General features: G+C 38.8%; 20 protein-coding genes. 9 read left to right on the plus strand and 11 right to left on the minus strand.

Going from position 1 to position 21784, the window contains the following annotated elements; genetic code table 11:
- The first annotated feature begins 9 nt into the window (after positions 1 to 9).
- Entirely contained in the window at positions 10 to 1089 is a 1080-nt protein-coding gene (locus MWU78_RS02815) for a mannose-1-phosphate guanylyltransferase (protein WP_246994790.1), read from the plus strand.
- A 2-nt stretch (positions 1090 to 1091) separates the two neighbouring features.
- Complete coding sequence (locus tag MWU78_RS02820) at positions 1092 to 2552, plus strand: DUF389 domain-containing protein (protein ID WP_246994792.1); 1461 nt, start codon at positions 1092 to 1094, stop codon at positions 2550 to 2552.
- Here the strand turns inward: MWU78_RS02820 and MWU78_RS02825 are convergent.
- Positions 2549 to 3316 carry an ATP-binding cassette domain-containing protein gene (locus tag MWU78_RS02825; RefSeq protein ID WP_246994794.1) on the minus strand — a complete coding sequence of 256 codons (768 nt, stop codon included), beginning with the start codon at positions 3314 to 3316 and terminating at the stop codon, positions 2549 to 2551. The genes MWU78_RS02820 and MWU78_RS02825 overlap by 4 nt on opposite strands.
- Positions 3316 to 4053: an ABC transporter permease gene (locus MWU78_RS02830; RefSeq protein ID WP_246994796.1), complete on the minus strand. Its 738-nt coding sequence runs from the start codon at positions 4051 to 4053 to the stop codon at positions 3316 to 3318. The genes MWU78_RS02825 and MWU78_RS02830 overlap by 1 nt, the downstream gene beginning before the upstream one ends.
- A 116-nt stretch (positions 4054 to 4169) precedes the next feature.
- On the opposite strand from MWU78_RS02830, the gene pafA reads away from it, so the two are divergent.
- Positions 4170 to 5873 carry an alkaline phosphatase PafA gene (gene pafA / locus MWU78_RS02835; protein WP_246994797.1) on the plus strand — a complete coding sequence of 568 codons (1704 nt, stop codon included), beginning with the start codon at positions 4170 to 4172 and terminating at the stop codon, positions 5871 to 5873.
- 42 nt (positions 5874 to 5915) lie between these two features.
- On the opposite strand, the gene MWU78_RS02840 is transcribed toward pafA, so the two are convergent.
- The 4 genes from MWU78_RS02840 to gcvP form a co-directional block, all read right to left on the minus strand.
- Positions 5916 to 6770 carry a glycosyltransferase gene (locus MWU78_RS02840; protein ID WP_246994799.1) on the minus strand — a complete coding sequence of 285 codons (855 nt, stop codon included), beginning with the start codon at positions 6768 to 6770 and terminating at the stop codon, positions 5916 to 5918.
- A gap of 90 nt (positions 6771 to 6860) precedes the next feature.
- The gene (locus MWU78_RS02845) at positions 6861 to 7442 is read right to left on the minus strand and encodes a methyltransferase (RefSeq protein WP_246994801.1); all 582 of its coding nucleotides are present in this window, start codon (positions 7440 to 7442) and stop codon (positions 6861 to 6863) included.
- A 108-nt stretch (positions 7443 to 7550) separates the two neighbouring features.
- Positions 7551 to 8609: a ketoacyl-ACP synthase III gene (locus MWU78_RS02850; protein ID WP_246994803.1), complete on the minus strand. Its 1059-nt coding sequence runs from the start codon at positions 8607 to 8609 to the stop codon at positions 7551 to 7553.
- A gap of 168 nt (positions 8610 to 8777) precedes the next feature.
- Positions 8778 to 11627: an aminomethyl-transferring glycine dehydrogenase gene (gene gcvP / locus MWU78_RS02855; protein ID WP_246994806.1), complete on the minus strand. Its 2850-nt coding sequence runs from the start codon at positions 11625 to 11627 to the stop codon at positions 8778 to 8780.
- Between the two features lie 139 nt (positions 11628 to 11766).
- Here gcvP and MWU78_RS02860 point away from each other — a divergent pair, with 139 nt between their 5' ends.
- Positions 11767 to 12597: a hypothetical protein gene (locus MWU78_RS02860; protein WP_246994807.1), complete on the plus strand. Its 831-nt coding sequence runs from the start codon at positions 11767 to 11769 to the stop codon at positions 12595 to 12597.
- A gap of 212 nt (positions 12598 to 12809) precedes the next feature.
- On the opposite strand, the gene MWU78_RS02865 is transcribed toward MWU78_RS02860, so the two are convergent.
- Positions 12810 to 13370, minus strand: coding sequence for a sigma-70 family RNA polymerase sigma factor (locus MWU78_RS02865; RefSeq protein WP_246994809.1), 561 nt, complete (start codon positions 13368 to 13370; stop codon positions 12810 to 12812).
- 72 nt (positions 13371 to 13442) lie between these two features.
- On the opposite strand from MWU78_RS02865, the gene MWU78_RS02870 reads away from it, so the two are divergent.
- The gene (locus MWU78_RS02870) at positions 13443 to 13802 is read left to right on the plus strand and encodes a rhodanese-like domain-containing protein (RefSeq protein ID WP_246994812.1); all 360 of its coding nucleotides are present in this window, start codon (positions 13443 to 13445) and stop codon (positions 13800 to 13802) included.
- 166 nt (positions 13803 to 13968) lie between these two features.
- Positions 13969 to 14301, plus strand: coding sequence for a PH domain-containing protein (locus MWU78_RS02875; RefSeq protein WP_246994815.1), 333 nt, complete (start codon positions 13969 to 13971; stop codon positions 14299 to 14301).
- 91 nt (positions 14302 to 14392) lie between these two features.
- Here the strand turns inward: MWU78_RS02875 and MWU78_RS02880 are convergent, their stop codons facing one another.
- From MWU78_RS02880 to MWU78_RS02890, 3 genes are all read right to left on the minus strand, one after another.
- Positions 14393 to 16423, minus strand: coding sequence for a M3 family metallopeptidase (locus MWU78_RS02880; protein WP_246994817.1), 2031 nt, complete (start codon positions 16421 to 16423; stop codon positions 14393 to 14395).
- A gap of 61 nt (positions 16424 to 16484) precedes the next feature.
- Entirely contained in the window at positions 16485 to 16979 is a 495-nt protein-coding gene (purE, locus tag MWU78_RS02885) for a 5-(carboxyamino)imidazole ribonucleotide mutase (protein WP_187582603.1), read from the minus strand.
- Positions 16980 to 16994: 15 nt separating this feature from the next.
- Positions 16995 to 18149, minus strand: a complete 1155-nt coding sequence (locus tag MWU78_RS02890; protein ID WP_246994819.1) for a 5-(carboxyamino)imidazole ribonucleotide synthase — start codon at positions 18147 to 18149, stop codon at positions 16995 to 16997.
- A gap of 144 nt (positions 18150 to 18293) precedes the next feature.
- On the opposite strand from MWU78_RS02890, the gene MWU78_RS02895 reads away from it, so the two are divergent.
- The 3 genes from MWU78_RS02895 (at position 18294) to MWU78_RS02905 (ending at position 21239) form a co-directional block, all read left to right on the plus strand.
- Positions 18294 to 19409 carry an adenylate kinase gene (locus MWU78_RS02895; RefSeq protein WP_246994822.1) on the plus strand — a complete coding sequence of 372 codons (1116 nt, stop codon included), beginning with the start codon at positions 18294 to 18296 and terminating at the stop codon, positions 19407 to 19409.
- 130 nt (positions 19410 to 19539) lie between these two features.
- Positions 19540 to 20541 (plus strand): GTPase ObgE, encoded by a 1002-nt coding sequence (gene obgE / locus MWU78_RS02900; protein WP_246994824.1) that lies wholly within the window; start codon positions 19540 to 19542, stop codon positions 20539 to 20541.
- A 170-nt stretch (positions 20542 to 20711) separates the two neighbouring features.
- Entirely contained in the window at positions 20712 to 21239 is a 528-nt protein-coding gene (locus MWU78_RS02905) for a DUF4136 domain-containing protein (RefSeq protein WP_246994826.1), read from the plus strand.
- Positions 21240 to 21344: 105 nt separating this feature from the next.
- Here the strand turns inward: MWU78_RS02905 and MWU78_RS02910 are convergent, their stop codons facing one another.
- Positions 21345 to 21719, minus strand: coding sequence for a DoxX family membrane protein (locus tag MWU78_RS02910; RefSeq protein ID WP_246994828.1), 375 nt, complete (start codon positions 21717 to 21719; stop codon positions 21345 to 21347).
- Positions 21720 to 21784: the final 65 nt, after the last annotated feature.

The following is a 21784-nucleotide window of genomic DNA, read 5'->3' on the forward strand; positions in this document are numbered from 1 at the left end:
TAGAGGACTATGAATAAAAATTATTACGCCGTTTTAATGGCTGGGGGAGTGGGTTCCAGATTTTGGCCAATAAGTACAACGGAATATCCCAAGCAGTTCCATGATATGTTGGGGACAGGGGATACCTTGATCCAAAAGACTTTTAAAAGGCTTTCCAAGTTTGTTCCGGTTGAAAACATTTTGATATTGACCAATGAGAGATATAACGGACTGGTTATGGAGCAATTGCGGGGTATTCGCCAAGAACAAGTGGTGCTGGAGCCGGCTATGCGTAATACGGCCCCCTGTATTCTATATGCCGCCTTAAAAATTCAGAAAATGAATCCTGAGGCTGTAATGATTGTTGCTCCCAGCGATCATTGGATAGAGGATGAGGAGGCATTTGCCAAGGATGTTGTTGCCTGTTTTGATAAGTGCGGGGAAGAAAATGTCCTTTGTACCCTGGGCATTAAACCAACTTTTCCCAATACAGGCTTTGGCTATATAGAATTTGACAAGGCAATTGATACTCCTTTAAAAAGTGTGCGTCAATTTAGGGAAAAACCGGATTATGAAACCGCTAAGGATTTTATAAAACAAGGAAATTTTTTGTGGAATGCCGGTATTTTTATGTGGAGTGTAAACACTATAGTGCATGCTTTTAAAAAATTTCAACCTGAGCAATATTCATTATTTCATAGTGGAATGGAATATTACAACACAAACAAGGAAATGGCTTTTATAAGTGAAAATTACCCCAAGGCTGATAATGTTTCCATTGACTATGCCATTTTGGAACCCTCCAAAAATATTTTTGTCCTTCCGGCAACATTCGATTGGAACGACTTGGGCACCTGGGGTTCCCTGTACGATAAATTGGACAAGGACGATAATAACAATGCTTTGGTGAACTGCCAAGTTTTGGCCGAGGATGCCCAAGGAAATATGATTCGCTCCCCTAAGGGGAAAATTGTGGTCATTGATGGCCTAAAAGACTATATTGTAGTAGATAAGGAGGAGGTTTTGCTGATATACCCAAAATCTAAGGAACAGGATATAAAGAAAATATTAGCAAAAGTGAAGGATAAATTTGGTGCTCATTTAGCATAGTTATGGAGGAAAATTTAAATAAGGATAAGGATCAGGCAGGGGTCGAAGGTAACGGTGAAGACATTAAGAAGGATTTTAAAGGGCTTCTGGGAAGCACGAAAAAATTTCTCAGTGATTTGCTCGATATTCGTCAAAATACCGACCAGGAAGCTACCAAAGAATCTATAATAGCGGATATTCCTTTTAAAGGGCATACATCGTGGATTTTAATTTGTTCCATTTTTATTGCCTCTGTAGGTCTTAACGCCAATTCCACGGCGGTTGTCATTGGGGCCATGTTAATTTCACCTTTAATGGGTCCTATATTAGGTATGGGGCTTTCCTTAGCTATCAATGATATAGATACATTAAGGCGGTCTTTAAAGAATTTTGCCGTAATGGTTGGCTTAAGTGTTCTTACCGCTTTTTTATTCTTTTATTTATTCCCCTTAAGGGATGAGTCATCCGAGCTTCTAGCTCGTACCGAACCGGATATTAGGGATGTTCTCATTGCATTTTTTGGGGGGCTGGCATTGGTTATTGCCCGCGCAAAAAGGGGTACTATCGCCAGTGTTATTTTTGGTGTAGCCATTGCTACAGCTTTGATGCCACCTTTGTGTACGGTTGGTTTTGGGTTGGCCATTGGTAATTTCGGATATGCTACAGGTGCCATGTATCTTTTTACCATAAATACTATTTTTATTGGTTTGGCCACTTTCTTGGTGATAAAATTATTGCGTTTTCCAATGGTGCGCTATGCCAATTCGCAGCGAAGAAGGTTTATAGCAAGGATGGCATCGATAGTTGCAATTTTGGTAATGATTCCAGCCGGATTTACATTTTATGATGTATTTCAAGAGTCTATGTTTAAAAAAGAGGCCAAACAATTTGTAGCCAATAATATTGCACCCTATGAATTGCCAGGAGAGGGCAGGTATTTGGAGAATTTAACGGACATCCAATACAATCACGGAAATGATGGATTTATAGAATTGGTGTTTATGGGTAACGAAACCATCCCGGATAATGTTATCGCCACTTGGAATACCCAAAAAAACACTTTCAATAAGCTAAAAAATGTGGAATTGAAGATTGTGCAGGGATCCAAAAATTTGGAATTGGATCAAATGAAGTATGTCAGCGAATTATACGAATCCAAAAAAGCCGAACTTCTTAGTAAGGAACAACAAATTCAGGTTCTAAAGGAAGAGGTTGGCAAAATGAGCAAGATTGTTGAACACCAGATTCCATTTCAGGAAATAAGTGCGGAGGCCAAGACCAATTACGAAAATTTAACCAATATGGGGTTTTCCTATACCATTACCACAGATTTTAATAAGGTGGATACCATCCCTATTTTTAATGTACAATGGAAAAAAGGAATACCTGCCAAGCAAATAAAAACGGATGCCCAAAAATTAACGGATTGGTTGCGCTTAAGGTTAAAGAATTCAAAGATTCAAGTAAGGGAGGAACAAATTTAATTTCGCTCTTCAATATACATCTGACGTACCTTTTTGAATAATTCCGATGAATAAACGAAGTCGGTTACAGCCTCGTTTTCGGTTTTAAAAATCTCTTTGTTGCTGCCTTCCCATTCCTTAAGACCATTTCTAAGGAATATTATTTTCTCACCAATTTCCATAACAGAATTCATGTCATGGGTGTTGATCACAGTGGTAATATCGTATTCTTGAGTAATTTCATGAATAAGATTGTCGATTAGAATAGCCGTTTTAGGGTCTAGTCCCGAATTGGGTTCGTCGCAGAATAAATATTTTGGATTCATTACAATGGCCCTTGCAATGGCAACTCTCTTTTGCATTCCCCCGGATATTTCCGATGGAAATTTATGGTGGGCATCAATTAGGTTTACCCTTTTGAGAACAAAATCTACCCGATCCTGCATTTCAGATTTGGATTGTTTGGTAAACATGCCTAGAGGGAACATGACATTGCCTTCGACCGTCATGGAATCAAATAGGGCACTCCCCTGAAAAACCATCCCCATTTCCTGTCTTAAATTTCTTTGCTCACTAGGAGAAAGTTTGGCATAAATTTTACCATCGTAACTAATAGTGCCTTCGTCCGGCATAAAAAGCCCTAAAAGGCATTTCAGGAAAACTGTTTTTCCCGATCCGCTTTGCCCTATGATCAAATTGGTCTTGCCTTTTTCAAAGCTGGAACTGACCCCCTTTAAAATATGCGTATCTCCAAACGATTTATGTAAATTGTCTACTTCTATCATTAGCCCAAAAGTAATTGTGTTAAAATGTAATTTACTATAATAATTACAACACTTGTCCAAACAAACGAGGTGGTGCTGGCCTTGCCAACTTCCAAGGCACCGCCTTTCATATAATAGCCGTGAAAGGACGGTATCGTAGCAATAAGCAGGGCAAATACTATCGATTTTACAAAGGAATAGGTTACATGAAAGGGAATAAAGTCCAACTGTAGACCTTCCACGAAGTCGGCACTAGAACTAAAGCCTCCAAAAACACCTGCGGTCCATCCTCCAAATATCCCTACATACATGGCTATCGCAATTACAAATGGATAAAACAACATGGCTATTATTTTTGGAAAAACCAGATAGTTCAAAGAATTTACTCCCATGATCTCCAAAGCGTCAATTTGTTCTGTAACTCTCATGGTACCTATACTGGATGTTATATAAGACCCAACCTTTCCGGCCATAATAATAGAGGTAAACGTAGGGGCAAATTCAAGTATTACAGATTGCCTTGTGGCAAATCCAATCAGATTTCGGGGTATCAACGGGTTGGTAATGTTCAATGCCGTTTGTATGGCGACCACTCCCCCGATAAAAAATGAAATGAAAATAATTATACCCATGGAGCCATATACCAATTCATCAATTTCCTTTAAAATTAGAGTTCTCATTACGGACCATTTGGTAGGTTTTTTAAAAACCTCAATGATCATTATAAAATAGCTGCCGATAGATGAAAGGTAATTCATTCAGTATGTGATATTGCTTAGGAGTGTAAAAATAACAATATTAAGAATCATTTAACTTCCAATTAAAGTTTAAAGGTTTTATTTCTATATTTTTGTTTCTTAAAAATTAAAAAAAAATGCAAAATAAGAGTCTGCTTCTATTGTTTTTAATGCTTTTGATAGGATTTAATTCTGGGACAGTCAATGCCCAAAGAAAATCCAAAAAAGCTAAGGTTGAATCTTTGGATAAGGCCATAAATACGGTCACTCCAGATATAGCCACTACACCAAAATTAGTGGTCGGGATTGTAGTAGATCAAATGCGTTACGATTATTTGACTCGATTTTGGGATCAATATGGCGATGGTGGATTCAAGCGTTTGGTAAATGATGGATTTAATTGTAAAAACAATCATTTTAATTATGGGCCAACAGTGACCGGTGCCGGACATGCCTCGGTTTATACTGGGACGACCCCTTCTGTACATGGTATAATAGGCAATGATTGGTACGATAAATATGCGGATGAAAGTGTTTATTGTGCGGGTGACGGTAATTATAAACCCGTCGGAACTACTTCCGATGCTGGTAAAATGTCTCCACATAGAATGGAAACAACGACAATAACAGATCAGGTCAGGTTGCATACCCAAATGCGTGGAAAGGTAATAGCAGTTGCGATAAAAGATAGGGGTGCAGTTTTGCCAGGGGGCCATTCTGCGAATGCGGCCTATTGGTTTGATGGTGGGGATGCCGGTAACTGGATCACAAGTTCCTATTATATGAACGAGTTGCCGAAATGGGTGAGTGAATTTAATTCACAAAAAAGTGTAAGTCAATATAAAAAGCCTTGGACCACCTTGAAGGATATTAATACCTATAAGGAAAGTGGGGCTGACAATAATAATTACGAGGGTCTTTTTGTGGGCCATTCCTCTCCAACGTTTCCATATGATTTGGAGGGTTTGTGGGATAATAATGGTAAATACAGTCTTCTGAAAAGTACTCCTTATGGTAATAGTTTAACAACTGATTTTGCCTTGGAAGCAGTAGAGAAGGAAATGCTTGGTGCGGATAGTGATACCGACTTCTTGGCTATTAGTTTTTCCAGCACGGATTATGTGGGACATAAATGGGGGGTAAACTCAAAAGAGGTTGAGGATACTTATTTGCGTTTGGATCAAGATTTAAAACGTCTTTTAGACACCTTGGATAAAAAAGTGGGAGCAGGGGAGTATACCGTTTTTCTTACTTCGGACCATGCAGCCATTAACGTTCCGGCTTATTTAAGAGATCAGAAACTTCCTGCGGCAGCCTTGGTTTCCGATAATTTTAATACTAAACTTTCAGAATATTTGAAGTATACCTTTGGTACAACGGATATTTTGAAGAATACATCCAATAATCAATTGTTTCTAGATTATAAGGTTATTAAAGGTTTGGATATGGAGATGGATGAGGTTGAGGAATCCATAGCGCGGGAAATAATACAATACGATGGTATATATATGGTGTTTACCGCTAATCAGATGTGGCAAAATCAATATAGTCATGGTATACCCTACATTGTTCAAAACGGATACAATCAAAAGCGTTCCGGGGAGGTGTTAATGGTCTTCGATCCGGGCAGTGGTAAATACGGAAATACCGGGTCAACACATGGTTCGCCTTGGAATTATGATACTCATGCTCCCTTGTTGTTTTACGGGAAAGGGATTAAAAAAGGGAGTACTGTAAGTAGAACCGAAATTCCAGATATCGCTCCAACGATTGCAGCATTATTGGGGATGAATGCTCCTTCAGGAACTACGGGAGAGCCCATTGAGGAAGTGATCAAGTAATAGTATTCCTTTTTATGAAATTAAAAAAGCCAAACTTATCGATTAGTGGAAAAGTTTGGCTTTTATTTTTCTCCATCGAAGCTCACGAATAAACTTACCCTCTAATGGGCTAACCAGAAAATCCTCTTTTTCTTTCATTGCTAAAAAGTAGCCTTGAAGATTATCCCAAAATGCCTTTGGTTTTTTCTGTTTCAAAGCCATTTTTAGGGAAGCGATCAGGGTAATACGGAAACCATATCGCATGGTGTACATTGCCTTTCCTTGTAGCAATTTGGCTTTTTTGTTATATGCATTGCCCAGAGGTCGCAAATGTTTGGCGTGCAAGGAAGTGTCTGTATAAACATTATAGCCGTTATATTGGGCCAATAACTCGTCTACAGTGTCCCATCCCATGGCGGTTTTAAGTCCTCCAATGGTCTTAAAGCAACTTTTTTTATAGGCTTTAAATGCACCACGGACATGATTCTTATCCATGGGGTGATTTAATTTCCATTCCCCTTTTTTATCCTGTTCAAAGACAAATCCGCCTGCTATACCAATTTTGGGATCGTTGGAAAATATCTGGGCTATTCTTTCAAAATAAGTGTCTGGAAGAATAATGTCGGCATCCAATTTTACTAAAAAATCATAGTCCTCATCAAGTAGTTCCAACCCCTTATTAAAGGCATTGATAACCTTACTGCCTGGCATATGGGCAGTGGAGGATTTGGTGTTGACCTTGGTAACAAAGCTATATTCTGAAGTGAACCGATCTATTATGTGCTCGGTATTATCTGTTGAATTATCGTTGACTACTACAACTTTTTTCGGGGGCATGGTCTGTTTTACCACAGAATGCAATGTGTCCTTTAGGAATTGGTCTTCGTTATGTGCAGGGATAATAATGTAGTAGTTCACCTGTAAGATTATTTGTTTTCTAGTTGTCCGAGCTTTTGGAAGTCAGGATGGTAAAGTACTGAACCGACTTTTTATTATATATTTCAACTTCTATTGTTTTACATGTCTTTTATCTAGCCCATTACCTTCATTGGTATTCGCTTGAGGACTCATTTTTCTTTCGGCATAAACAATGTAATATCTTGGGGTGAAACTCCTTAAAAGAGGTCTAATGCCTATTTTTTTTACAGGATTGGTCCATTTTGCACGATCCTTTATTTCCCATCCGGCCTTTTCAAGTAACCAGTCGAATTGCCAGTCTTCAAATTCATGGTAGTGCCTGTCCCAAGGGTCTGTCTTACTTCTATATGCTGGTGAAAACCATAATTTTAAAGGGATGCTGGCTACCAATTTCTCTGATTTTATTTCGCTAAGAATATTCAATGGAGCCAATAAATGTTCAAAGATTTCGAAGGCAGTGGTGACTTCTGCCTTCGTGGTTTTGGCAGTAGTAAAATCAAGGTCCAAATCTTCGCCTTTTGTGTTTTCCACGTTGTATCCATTTTCTTTCATAATCTTGGAAAATGGATTTTCGACTCCAAGATCTAAAATGGATTCGTCCTTAGATATATGTTTTTGAAGGAAAGCAAGGGTATGTTTAAAACGTTTGTTCGGGAATGTTCTTTCGTACATCAGTTGTAATCTGGTTTGTTGTTTTGTAGGTTTCTTTTGTGGTTTAAGCATCAAAGGCCCTAAAACCAGAAACAAAGATATTTGAAAAAGGGTTTAGTGTTATATAAATTATACCCTATAGACTATTGCGTTTATGTTCATGCCTGCACCAACACTGGCAAATATAACAACATCTCCCTTTTTTATGGATTGATTCTCCATTTTTCCATTTTTTACCATATCGAACAGGGTGGGAATGGTAGCTACGGAGCTATTCCCTAATTTTTCGATACTCATTGGCATTATACCATCGGGCATTTCCATATTGTAAAGCTTGTAAAAACGTTTTACTATGGCTTCATCCATTTTCTCATTGGCTTGATGAATGAATATTTTTTTTAGCTCGGTGATGGGTACGCCACTTTTATCCAAACTGTCCTTCATGGCTTGGGGTACATGGGTCACAGCGAATTCATATATTTTTCGACCATACATTTTTATATAACGCCTGTCATCCTTGGCCGCTTTGGAATATGATTCACCAAAGAATAGAAAGAAGGCTTCTTCATTGGCATAGGTTGCGCTATTGTGTGACAATATTTGCCCGGTATCATCTTTGGCTTCCAAAATAGTTGCGCCGGCACCATCTGAGTAGATCATGGAGTCCCGATCATGTTTGTCCACAACCCTCGATAAGGTTTCTGCCCCAATGACAAGGCATTTTTTTGCTATACCACTTTTAATAAAGGCGTTGGCTTGGATCAACCCTTCGATCCAACCAGGACAACCAAATAGGAGGTCATATGCAACGCATTTCGGATTTTGAATTTGCAATTGATGTTTAACCCTTGTGGCTAAACTGGGTAATGTATCTCCCTGTGTTTTACCCTCTGAAACATCGCCAAAATTATGGGCAAAAATTATATAATCCAGTTCCTCTTTATCAATTTTCGCATCGGCTATAGCTTTTTCGGCTGCAAAAAATGCCAATTGGGAAGTGTCTAAATTATTCTCTGCATAGCGCCTTTCGCTAATACCTGTAATACCTTTGAATTTTTGAATTATTACTTCATTTTGATGTGTAAAGGGACTGCCATCTTCATTTAAAAAATCATGATTTTCAAAATCTGAATTCTTTGTTACAATGGATGGTAGGTAAGAACCAGTGCCAGTAATTCCAATGTTCATAATGATATGTGAATTTAATTGTATAAATATAAAACAATTGGTTAGCCTTAATAAGTATGCATATTATTTGATATGATGTTCAAGATTATTCCTGTTTTGTATTTACTATAAAAAAAGCCTTTCAAATTTAATTAAAAGGCTTTAAAAGGCTTGTTTTTGTTAGGATTTCTATGCTTCTGCGTAGGCCTCGATAGGCGCACAGGTGCATATTAAATTACGGTCTCCATATGTGTCGTCCACTCTCCTTACGCTTGGCCAAAATTTGTTTTCCATAATATATGGCAATGGGAAGGCCGCCTGTTGTCTGCTGTAAGGAAAATCCCATTGATCGCTGGTTAACATTTCTAAGGTGTGTGGTGAATTTTTAAGGGCATTGTTGCTATCATTAATGGACGCAGCATCTATTTCCTCGCGTATAGATAACATTGCGCTACAGAAACGATCTAATTCTGCCAAGCTTTCGCTCTCCGTAGGTTCTATCATAAGTGTTCCTGCAACCGGGAAGGATACGGTAGGTGCATGAAAACCATAGTCCATTAATCTTTTTGCAATATCGGTAACTTCTATGCCGTTTTCTTTAAAAGGTCTACAGTCTATAATCATCTCATGTGCCGCCCTTCCTTTTTCCCCGGTATATAGAACATCGAATTTTCCACTAAGTTTGTTTTTAATGTAGTTGGCATTTAGGATCGCTGTCTTTGTAGACTGTGTTAATCCGTATTCTCCCAACATTTTTATGTATCCGTAGGATATAAGACACACTAGTGAACTTCCCCATGGTGCTGCCGATATAGCTGATATTGCTTTGTCTCCACCTGTTTTGATTACGGGGTTTCCAGGTAAAAATGGCACCAATTGTTTTGCTACACAAATAGGTCCAACTCCAGGCCCACCGCCGCCGTGTGGGATGGCGAATGTTTTATGCAGGTTTAAGTGGCATACGTCGGCACCAATAGTGGCCGGGTTGGTCAACCCTACCTGTGCATTCATATTTGCCCCATCCATATATACCTGCCCACCGTTATCATGGATCAATTTTGTGATTTCCTTGATGGAAGATTCAAAAACTCCATGGGTGGAAGGGTATGTTACCATTAAAGCGGATAAATTGTCTTTGTGTAAAGCAGCTTTTTCCCCTAAATCGGTTACATCTATGTTGCCATTTTCATCCGTTTTGGTTACGACCACCTTCATTCCGGCCATAACGGCCGAGGCGGGATTGGTGCCATGGGCTGAGGCAGGGATAAGGCATATATTTCTGTGGCCTTCCCCGCGGGATTCATGATAAGCCCTAATCACCATAAGTCCGGCGAATTCTCCTTGTGCACCCGAATTTGGTTGTAAAGAAGTTCCGGCAAATCCGGTGATGGTATTAAGGTCATTTTCCAATTCCTTCAAAATAATTTGATACCCCTCGGCTTGTTCAATAGGTACAAAGGGATGGATATTTCCCCAGCGAGCAAGGCTTAATGGAAGCATTTCCGAGGCTGCATTCAATTTCATGGTACAGGATCCCAGGGAAATCATAGAATGATTCAATGCCAAATCTTTTCTTTCCAATTTTTTTATGTAGCGCATTAATTCGGTTTCCGAATGATAGGAGTTGAACACACTATTCTCTAAATACTTAGTTGTACGGGTTAGTTTGCTTTCAATGGCCGAATGTGGTAATAGACCTTTTATGGTAATGGAGTCTTTTCCAATGGCTTCAGCAAAAATATTTACAAGTTGTTGAAGATCTTTTAGGGATGTTGCCTCGTTTAAGGCAATGGAAATGGTGTCCGCATCAACGTAAAGGAGATTAACCTCATGCTTTTCTGCTATTGGCCTTACTTTGGAAGAATCCGCTTTTATGCACACGGTGTCAAAGTATGAAGTATTGGTTTGGTATAGTCCCAACTTTTCAAGACTATTGACTAGGGTGGTAGCGGAGGAATGAACTTTAGTTGCTATGTACTTGAGTCCTTTAGGGCCGTGGTACACTGCATACATCCCTGCCATTACAGCCAATAGCACTTGGGCGGTACATATATTGGATGTAGCCTTGTCCCTTTTAATGTGCTGCTCTCTTGTCTGCAATGCCATTCTTAAGGCAGTCTTGCCATCAGTGTCCTTGGTGACTCCGATAATTCTTCCTGGGATACTTCTTTTGTACTCTTCCCTTGTTGCAAAAAAGGCAGCATGGGGGCCTCCGTAACCTAGTGGAATCCCGAAACGTTGGGTGGTTCCTACTACCACGTCGGCGCCAAATTCACCTGGAGGTGTCAATATCGCCAAACTTAAAATATCTGCCGCTACTGCAACTTTAATGTTTTTTTCGGCCGCTTTGGCTACGAATGCCGCATAATCATGTACTTGACCATGTTTTCCCGGATATTGAAGTAGGGCCCCAAAATAATCATCGCTATATTCAAAGTTCTGGTGATTGCCAACTATCAAATCTATTCCCAGTGGTTTTGACCTAGTTTGTAATAGGGATAAAGTTTGGGGTAATATCTCCTCTGAAACGAAAAATTTTAAAATGTTGTTTTTCTCTTGATCTCTACTGCGGACATCGTAGAGCATGGCCATTGCCTCAGCGGCTGCAGTACTCTCATCCAATAGGGATGCGTTGGCCAATTCCATTCCAGTTAGCTCCGCAATTACGGTCTGGAAATTCAATAAGGCCTCCAATCGGCCTTGGGCAATTTCGGCCTGGTAGGGGGTATACGCAGTATACCATCCAGCATTTTCCAAAATATTTCTTTTTATCACCGAAGGAGTAATACTTTCGTGATATCCTAAGCCGATGTAGGATTTAAAAACTTTATTTTTCTCGGACAAATTTTGAATATGGGACAAATATTCGTGCTCGTTCATTGGAGCATCCAATACCAAAGGCTTTGCCAGACGGATATCGTCAGGAATGGTTTCCGAAATCAACTGGTCCACGGAGTTTACATTGATAGTTTTCAGCATTTGTGGTAGGTCTTCTTCTCTAATGCCGATATGGCGTAAGGCAAATACGTCTGTCCTCATAATTCAAGCTAATTTAATCTGAAATAAATGAGAGCAAAAATACTCATTATTTATGTTTATTTTGCAGCTTTGACCTTCAACTAGTTTAAAGTTTTTAACTAAAATAAGAGGTTATAAACACTTTGGTTATTTTTAATTTATGAACTGGCTTAAATACATATTTCATTTTTATTTGGATGCCAGTATACATGTTGCAATATCAGTTTTTGCATTTATTGAGATTACCTGTGTTTTTTTTGGATTGTCCAGGGACAATCACATCTCTTATTTGGCTTTCTTTGGAACAATAGCATGTTACAATTTTGTGAAATACGGGGTGGAGGCCAAAAAGTATTTGTTGGTAGCGAACCGGTATCATAAGAATATTCAAGTGTTCAGTTTTATTGCGGGTAGCTTGGCATTATATCATGCTTTTTATGTGTCTTTTGAAACTTGGATAGGAATTGCCGTATTGTCTATTTTAACTAGTCTATATGCCATTCCTTTATTGCCGAACACAAAAAACCTTAGGAATTTGGGAGGGCTCAAAATTTTTGTTGTGGCTTTGGTATGGGCAGGTACAACGGTTGTGCTGCCTGTCATTGCAGCAAATAAGACGATGAATTGGGATGTTGGTGTGGAGGGAGTGCAACGTTTTTTAATGGTCTTGATCCTGATGGTGCCCTTTGAAATTAGGGATTTGGAATATGATGAACCCGAACTTAAAACCTTGCCTCAAAGATATGGTTATGTAAACACAAAAATTTATGGATATTTTGGTGTGATAGTTTTCTTCTTTTTAACTTTTCTCAAAGATCAATTAACGTACCTGGAGGTCACAGGAAAAGGGATTATGTTTTTAACGTTGGGGATATTTATGTTCATTACGAAAAGAAAGCAGACTAAATATTTTTCCTCTTTTTGGGTAGAGGGCATACCAATTTTTTGGTGGGTTTGTATCTTGGTATTGGATGCTTTTTTAGGTCTTTGATTTTAACTTCTCCTTCATTTTTTCTTTTTCCTCAATAGGAAGAGTCCTAAGATTGGCTTCTGAACAAAGGGAGGAAAGTTTAGTATTCTTTTTAGAAAAAGTTTTACACGTTTTGCAAAACAACACGTGAAGTTTGATCTTGATTTTCTCCATAAAAGTGGCTTCCCTATACTGTATTTTCGTACAAATTATTCCAATATCCTTACAGGTCTTCATATTTTAAACCAATTGTTATTTAGGCAATCCATAAGAACAGTTCTTGCTCTATGGATTATAACCCAAAGGTTAGACGGATTAATTTCTAGCTCCTTACATACCTCTTCCGTACTGAGTCCGTTTATGGTTTTGAGCGTAAAGGCCAATGCGTGTTTTTTTGGAAGTTTGCTGATACAGTCCTGAATAGCCATGCCTAACTCTTCGTTTTCCAGTTGGCTATTTTCCAAAATACTCATTGGGTCTGCTACTTGTTCCTCCAAAAAGTTACTATCAGCCTCACTATTCTGGTTATGCGTGATGCGGATCATAGATTTCGCTTTTTTGGAGTTGATTTTACGATAATGGTCAATCACCTTTCTTTTTAAAATAGAGATCAGCCAAGTTCGTTCAGCGGCCTCCCCTTTAAAATTTTTAGCAGATTTTAAACCAGCAAAAAAGGTCTCCTGTACCAAGTCTTTGGCTATTTCTGCATCGTTGACCCGGCTTACCGCATAGTTAAATAGGTAATCGGAATAACTATCGACCCATGTGTCCGGATTTAATTCTTGTTTTGTCATACCTGTTTGTCATTTCAAAAATAAGTGATTTTTCTCAAGTAGAATTCTTATTTTTGAATAAGTAAATAAGTTATGAAATCGATTTTTCTTTTTTTTGTGGTAATTGTACTGCAAATTGGTTGTTCACAGGAGAATGTGAGTAAAATGCCTATAACAGAATTTAAGCAGGAATTGCTTGATAATGCCATTTTGGTGGATGTACGGACTCCTGAAGAATTTGGGGAAGGGCATTTGGAGAATGCCAAAAATATAAATTGGTATGATCAAAATTTTGCGGAAAACTTTAGCGCAGTAGATAAGGACAACACAATATATGTGTACTGTAAGAAGGGTGGTCGTAGTGCCAAGGCCCAAGAAAAACTAAAATCCCTGGGTTTTAACCGTGTGGTGAATTTGGAAGGTGGCTATGATGCGTTTAAGAATAAAAAGTAAAGTAATGTTCTGAGTTTTACTCCTAATTACATTGATTACTCTGCCTTTTTGTATGTCGGATGTTGATGTTGCTTTTACACAATAACTTATGGTAAGGTATAGGTCAAAAATTGGTTGGATTCTTGTTGTTGTAATAGGTCTTATGCTTGTTAGTCCTATTTACTTAATGATTGAGTATCCAGTGGGAGTTGGAACTATAGTTTTATTATTGACCTTTCTTTTTATCGTCTATATTTTTTTGTTTACTTATTATGAGGTTGATGATAGCCTATTGAGAATTAAAAGCGGATTTTTGATCAACCGTTCCATTCAAATAAGTGCCATTACAAAAATTGAGGCTACCAACAATCCCATAAGTGCCCCTGCCACTTCCTTGGATAGATTGGAGATATTTTACAATACCTATGAAAGTGTCATAATCTCTCCTAAAGAGAAACGGGGATTTATAGCCCATTTAATGCAGTTAAATCCCAATATTCAGGATAGAACCGGTCTGTAAATGGCTTTGCCTTTTTAAAGAACTAAACTTAACCCATGGCCAAATGGAGATTTTCATATCTATAGAAGCTTAGGTATGTCTGGTTGTTTCTTTAAAGGGTAGTCTCAGACAACAAACCGGCCCGTTTCAACAAGGCCTCGATCTTGGGTTCGCTTCCCCTAAAACGTTTGTACAATTCCATTGGCTTTTCAGTTCCACCTTTAGATAGTACATTGTCCTTGAATTTGGTAGCCACTTCCTTATTGAAAATTCCTTTTTCCTTAAAGTATGCAAAGGCATCGGCATCCAAGACTTCGGCCCATTTGTAACTGTAGTAGCCTGATGAGTATCCTCCCTGAAATATATGGGAAAATGAAGTGCTCATACAAGTTTCTGAGCTTTCTGGATATAGATCGGTTTCCTTAAAAGCAAGTTGTTCCTGAGCCTTAACATCCGTGATTCCGGATGGGTCGGTTCCGTGCCAGGACATGTCCAATAAACCAAAACTTATCTGTCTAAGGGTGGCCATTCCTTCTTGGAAGGTTGCCGAATCTTTTATTTTTTGTACTAAATCCATCGGTATTACATCGCCTGATTGGTAATGGGTTGCAAATAATTCCAGTGCTTCTTTTTCAAAGCACCAGTTTTCCATTATCTGACTGGGCAATTCTACAAAATCCCAATATACCGAAGTGCCTGAGAGTCCTGGATAGACCGTATTCGCCAACATGCCATGTAATCCGTGCCCAAACTCATGGAATAAAGTAGTTACTTCATTGAATGTGAGTAAGGAGGGTTTGCTTGCGGTAGGTTTGGTGAAATTGCAGACATTGGAAATATGCGGACGCACATTAATTCCATTTTGTACGTACTGCGGTTTGTAAGAAGTCATCCAAGCTCCTCCACGTTTTCCCGGTCTCGGGTGGAAATCGGCATAAAATAGGGATACCAGATTTTTGTCTTGATCGTAAATGCGATAAGTTTTTACATCTGGGTGATACTTGTCTATATCAAAAACTTCTTCAAATTGCAGGCCGAATAGTTTTTCAGCTACCTTAAATACCCCTGCGATTACATTTTCCAGTTTAAAATATGGCTTTAGCTTTTCGTCGTCCAGGTCGAACAGTTTTTGTTTTAATTTTTCGGAATAGTAGGCACCGTCCCATTTCTGTAAACGGTCTATGTTATCCAATTTTTTGGCAAATTCTTCCAACTGGGCAAATTCCCTTACTGCCGCAGGTTTAGCTTTTTCCAACAATTCGCTAAGGAACTTGTGGACCTTTTCAGGAGTTTCTGCCATGCGTTCCTCCAATACGTAATGGGCATGTGTTTTATAGCCCAATAGATTGGCTCGTTCGTGCCGGAGGTTGGCAATTTTGATTATATTTTCCTGATTGTCCAATTCATCCTCATGAAAACCTTTGCTTCCAAAAGCAATGGACAATTCTTTTCGTAATTTTCTGGTCTTGGCATATTTCATAAAAGGAATATAGCTAGGGTAGTCCAAGGTAATCAACCACCCTTCTTTGTCCTTTGATTTCGCCAATTGCGCAGCAGCTTCTTTCTCTCCTTCGGGCAAACCGTCCAAATCGGCCTCAGAGGTTAGGTGCATTTCGTATTTATTGGTCTCCGCTAAAACATTTTCCCCGAATTGAAGCTTTAGTTTGGATAGTTCGGCATCAATTTCGCGTAGACGTTTCTTTTTGTCATCCGGTAAATTGGCACCGTTTCTGCTGAAACTTTTATATTTTTTATCGAGCAAGGTATCTTCCTCGGTGGTTAATTTTAGATTATTCCTTTGGTCGTATACTGCTTTTACCCGCTTAAATAAATCCTCGTTCAAGGTAATGTCATTGCTGAATTCGGACAATAGGGGAGATACCTCTTGGGCTATTTTCTGTATTTCCGGATTGGTTTCCGCAGAATTCAAATTAAAAAAAACACTGGAAACCCTATCCAGTTGCTGTCCTGCAAAATCCAGGGCGGCAATAGTGTTCTCAAAAGTTGGGGTGTCCGTTGCATTTGCAATACCGTCAATTTCTACCCTAGCCATATCTATGGCCTTTAAAAAAGCCGGTTTAAAATGTTCATTTTTAATCTTTGAGAAAGGTGCTGTATCGAAAGGGCTTAATAAGGGATTCATAAAAGGGTAGGGCGTTTTTGTAATTGGTATTCTAATTCTTCTTTATATAATTGACTACTGACTAATTTTTTCTTTTTTTCATTTCCTCGGCTCCGTCTATTACCTTTTGTTTTAGTCCTTCCTTATAAAAGATAATTTTGTCAAGAACACATTTGTCAGAACTTCCTATAATCTGGGCTGCCAGAATACCGGCATTTTTTGCGCCATTCAACGCCACTGTAGCCACAGGCACTCCGCCTGGCATTTGAAGAATGGATAGGATGGAGTCCCAACCATCAATGGAATTACTGCTTTTCACAGGAACACCTATTACAGGTAAAGGGGACATGGAAGCGACCATTCCTGGCAAATGGGCCGCACCACCGGCGCCGGCTATAATTACTGAATATCCGTTTTTATGCGCATTCTTACTAAAATCGAACAATTTCTCCGGAGTGCGGTGTGCCGATACAATATCAACATCTACCTCAATATCAAAACCTTTTAATATATCAATGGCTTCTTGCATTACAGGGAGGTCGCTGGTACTTCCCATAACTATAGCTACTTTACTCATATCGTTGAAAATTTCTTATTCGCTAATTACTTTTATAGTATTCTTCACTTGTTCGGCTATTCTCCTAGCCTCACTAATATCGTTGTTTACGATGGTTACATGACCCATTTTCCGGAAGGGACGGGTCTGCTTTTTTCCATAAATATGAGGGGTAACTCCGTTGAGTTTCAGTATCTCCTCCATATTTTTATAGACTACATTTCCAGTGTGTCCTTCCGCACCAACCAAATTCACCATAATCCCAGCAACTTTACTGGCCGTGTTTCCCAAGGGAAGGTCCAAAATAGCGCGTATATGTTGTTCAAATTGGTTGGTATAGCTGGCTTCAATACTGTAATGGCCACTGTTGTGGGGCCTTGGGGCTACTTCGTTTACCAGAATTTCATCCTCTTGGGTCTGGAACATTTCCACGGCCAAAAGTCCAACATGCTTTATTTTATGGGATAGTTGCAGCGCTATTTCCTGGGCTCTTTCCGCTACCTTGGCGTCTATTCTGGCAGGGCAAAGTACATACTCTACCTGATTGGCTTCAGGGTGAAATTCCATTTCCACTACGGGATAGGTTTTTACTTCCCCACTAGGGCTACGGGCCACAATAACGGCAAGTTCATTTTTAAAATTTATCATTTCCTCGGTGATGCATTCTCCAGCGGGTAGATCATTTAAGTCCTCCAATTTACGCACTACCTTTACACCTTGTCCGTCATAACCAAATTGGGTAGCTTTCCAAATAAACGGAAATTTAAGACCACCATTGGCAATACTATCCTCAATCTCACTTTTATACGCAAATCGCTGAAAATCTGCTGTGGGAATATTGTTGTCTATATAAAACAGTTTTTGTTTTGCCTTGTTTTGTATGATGCGCAAGGCACGGGTCGGGGGATATACCTTTAAACCTTCATCCTCTAATTTTTCCAAAGCATCCAGATTTACGTTCTCGATTTCTATGGTCAACAGATCTACTTTTTTGCCAAAGTGGTAAACCGCATCAAAATCCATTAGGTCGCCCTTATAAAATTCATTGCAGGCAATTTTGGAAGGGGCTTCATCCGACGGGTCCAATACCTTGGTATAGATGTCAAATTTTCTCGTTTCGTACAAAAGCATTTTACCTAATTGACCGCCTCCTAGTATTCCTAGCTTAAAATCCGAAGAAAAATAGTTCATGGGAAATGATTCACTTGTATTAAAGTAGATTGTATATTAGGAACAAAAATACATCTAAATCTTAGAAACTAAGCTTAGACCATTAAAAAAGAGAAATCAAAGTGCTATATTTGGCATCTTGAATTTATTATAAAAACATTAGCCTTGATTAAGCTACACGACAAATATTTTAAGCCTTTTATAAGTGAAGGTGAAATTATGGCTGCAATTAAAAAGATTGCGGATCAGGTTGCTGTGGATTACAAAAAGCAAACCCCCATTTTTGTGGGAGTCCTCAACGGGGCCTTTATGTTTGTTTCGGACTTTTTAAAAGCATATCCACACCCTTGTGAGGTTTCCTTTGTGCGTTTAAGCTCTTATCAAGGGCTTACTTCTACCGGAATAGTGGAATCTCTCTTGGATGTGCCGGAAAATATAGAAGGGCGCAGTGTTATTATCTTGGAAGATATCATTGATACCGGTAGGACCGTTAAAAAATTAATCGACTTATTTTCCAACACCAAGGTGAAGGAATTTAAAATTGCCACCTTGTTCTATAAATCGGAAGTGTATAACGGGGAGTATGATATAGACTATTATGGTATCAAAATTGAAGATAGATTTATAGTGGGCTATGGGTTGGATTATAATGAATTGGGAAGAAATTTAAGAGAAGTATATCAACTAAACCAAAAGCACATGATAAACCTAGTTTTGTTTGGAAAACCTGGTGCAGGAAAGGGCACGCAGGCTTCATTTTTAAAGGAAAAATATAATTTAAAGCATATTTCTACCGGAGATGTCTTTCGTTATAACATTAAGAATGGTACCGAACTGGGCAAATTGGCAAAATCATATATAGACAAGGGAGAATTGGTACCGGATGAGGTTACCATTAAGATGTTGCAGGATGAGGTGGAAAAAAATCCAGATGCCAGTGGATTTATCTTTGACGGATTTCCAAGGACAACGGCACAGGCCAAAGCATTGGATGATTTCTTAGTGACCAAGGAAATGATGATCGACGCTACCATTGCTTTGGAGGCCAACGATGAAGTATTGATTCAAAGATTATTGGAGCGTGGTAAAGTTAGCGGAAGGACAGATGATCAGGACGAAAAAATGATTCGTAACCGGTTTGATGAATACAACGAAAAAACAGCGCCTTTAAAGGATTACTATGATGATCAGGGGAAATTCCATAGTGTAAACGGAATAGGTTCCATTGAGGATATAACTAGCCGCTTGGCAAAGGTAATTGAAGAGTTACAGGCAATTTAAGATCGACCTCCAAGGGAATGTTTACTTCCTTGAATAATCTGCACCACTGGCGATTTTTGGGTTTAATTTGTTGAACTATATGCATGGGTCGATCAGGTTATGATGGACCTCGGATAAATAAGCTAAAAAAATGACTGAAGGAAATTTTGTGGATTATGTAAAAGTGCACTTGGAATCCGGTAAAGGAGGAAAAGGTTCTGTGCATTTACATAGGGAAAAGTTTATAACAAAAGGTGGGCCAGACGGCGGTGACGGCGGTCGTGGTGGCCACATTATTGTCCGTGGCAATAAAAATTTATGGACCCTTTTGGGTTTCAAATTTACACGAACTTTTAGAGCTGGACATGGGGAACATGGCAGTAAGAACCGTAGTAGCGGTGCCGATGGTCAGGATGTATATTTGGAGGTACCATTGGGGACTGTCATCAAAGACGCTGAAACCCAAGAAGTATTAATGGAGATTACCGAAGATCAGGAAGAAAAAATTCTTTTGGAAGGAGGCATGGGAGGTCGTGGTAACTGGCATTTTAGGACGGCGACCAATCAGACACCCAGATACGCGCAACCTGGTGTTAGTGGACAGGAATTAGACCTAATTTTAGAGTTAAAAGTATTGGCCGATGTTGGTTTGGTAGGTTTTCCAAATGCGGGAAAATCTACTCTTTTATCTGTACTTACTTCTGCCCAACCCAAAATAGCGGATTATGAGTTTACTACTCTAAAGCCGAATTTGGGAATTGTTGAATACAGGGATTTTAAAAGTTTTGTTATTGCTGATATTCCCGGAATTATTGAAGGTGCAGCCGAAGGTAAGGGCCTAGGGCATTATTTCTTAAGGCATATAGAACGTAATTCCACTTTACTATTCCTTATTCCAGCCGATAGTAAGGATATTTCTAAGGAATACGAAATTTTGTTGGATGAGCTTCGTAGGTATAATCCGGAGTTGTTGGACAAGGATCGATTGATCGCCATTTCTAAAACAGATATGTTGGACGATGAGCTTATTGCAGAAATGAGGCTCGAGCTGGACCAAGATTTTAAAGATATTCCCTATATGTTCATTTCTTCTGTGGCCCAGATTGGATTGGTAGAGCTTAAGGACAGATTGTGGGCAATGTTGAATAAATAATTTTATTTATTGGTCGGCATAGATCACTTAGGTCCATTTTGAAATTGCCCTGCGTTTTAACGAATACTTGCCCTCATAAAAAACGACAATAATAATTTTCACTATTTTAGAGTCTATTTAAGAATTTCCAATCACAATTTCTTAAACAGGCTCTTATAAAAATTGGAATAATGAAAAGTATAATCCCATTCTTGTTGTTGATTTTTTTAGTTTCTTGCAGTGCTATAAGAGTGAATTATGACTACGATAGGGATACTGATTTTTCTAAATATACCACCTATAACTATTATCCGGACATGGATACTGGTTTAAGCGAATTGGATACCAAACGATTAATAAGGGCTATAGATTCCACTTTGCGAGGTAAAGGATTTTTGTTGTCTGAAGAGCCAGAATTTTTAATAGGAATTTTGAGTAGATCCTTTCAGGCTCCAAGAAATAATACCGTTGGGGTAGGAATAGGCGGTACTGGAAGAAATGTAGGTGGGGGGATGTCCATAGGAATTCCGGTTGGAGCTACAAATGTTGAGCGGGAAATTCAATTTGATTTCGTGGATAGTCAAAAGGATGAATTATTTTGGCAGGCCATTGCGGTAAGTACGTTGAGAGAAAATAGTTCTCCTATTGAAAGGGAGGAGAACTTAAGGGCCTTGGTAGTCAGAACTTTTGAAAAATACCCGCCGAAAAGTAGAAAATGAGATGAACATACTCCTGAATTTGGATAAGAAATCTTTCTAACATTATAAATAAGAAGCGGGACCAATTATTGGTCCCGCTTCTTATTTTGAACAATGTAAAATATATTATGGTCTAAGTATTTCTTTATATCTGTCCTTGTAAGCGTATAGCATTACAATATTTAGAATAAGCAAGACTAAAGTTAGGCCAATAGAGCCTGGTTCCAAAAATGCATTGAACAATAAGGCATTTACTGAAACGGTCATCAGGATAATCATCATCAACGCGCCAAATTTGTTAGTCAATAAGGCAATGCCAGAAAGAATTTCAACAATAGCTACTACATACAGGGTATTAGTACTCATTAAAGCTGAAAAATAATTCATGGCAGCTTCGGACATTTGTCCGGCGGGCATAAAATGTAAGAATTTATTCGCCCCGAAGACGATAAGGAAAAGTCCGAAAACAAAGCGTAAGGCAATAAAGAAGGTAGAGTTCATAATTCGTTGATTTTACGTTAGTTATTTATGAATTTATGAAAAAAAGCAATACCTTTTTATTAATA

The organism is Arenibacter sp. F26102 (assembly GCF_023015865.1).
Taxonomy (GTDB): Bacteria; Bacteroidota; Bacteroidia; order Flavobacteriales; family Flavobacteriaceae; genus Arenibacter.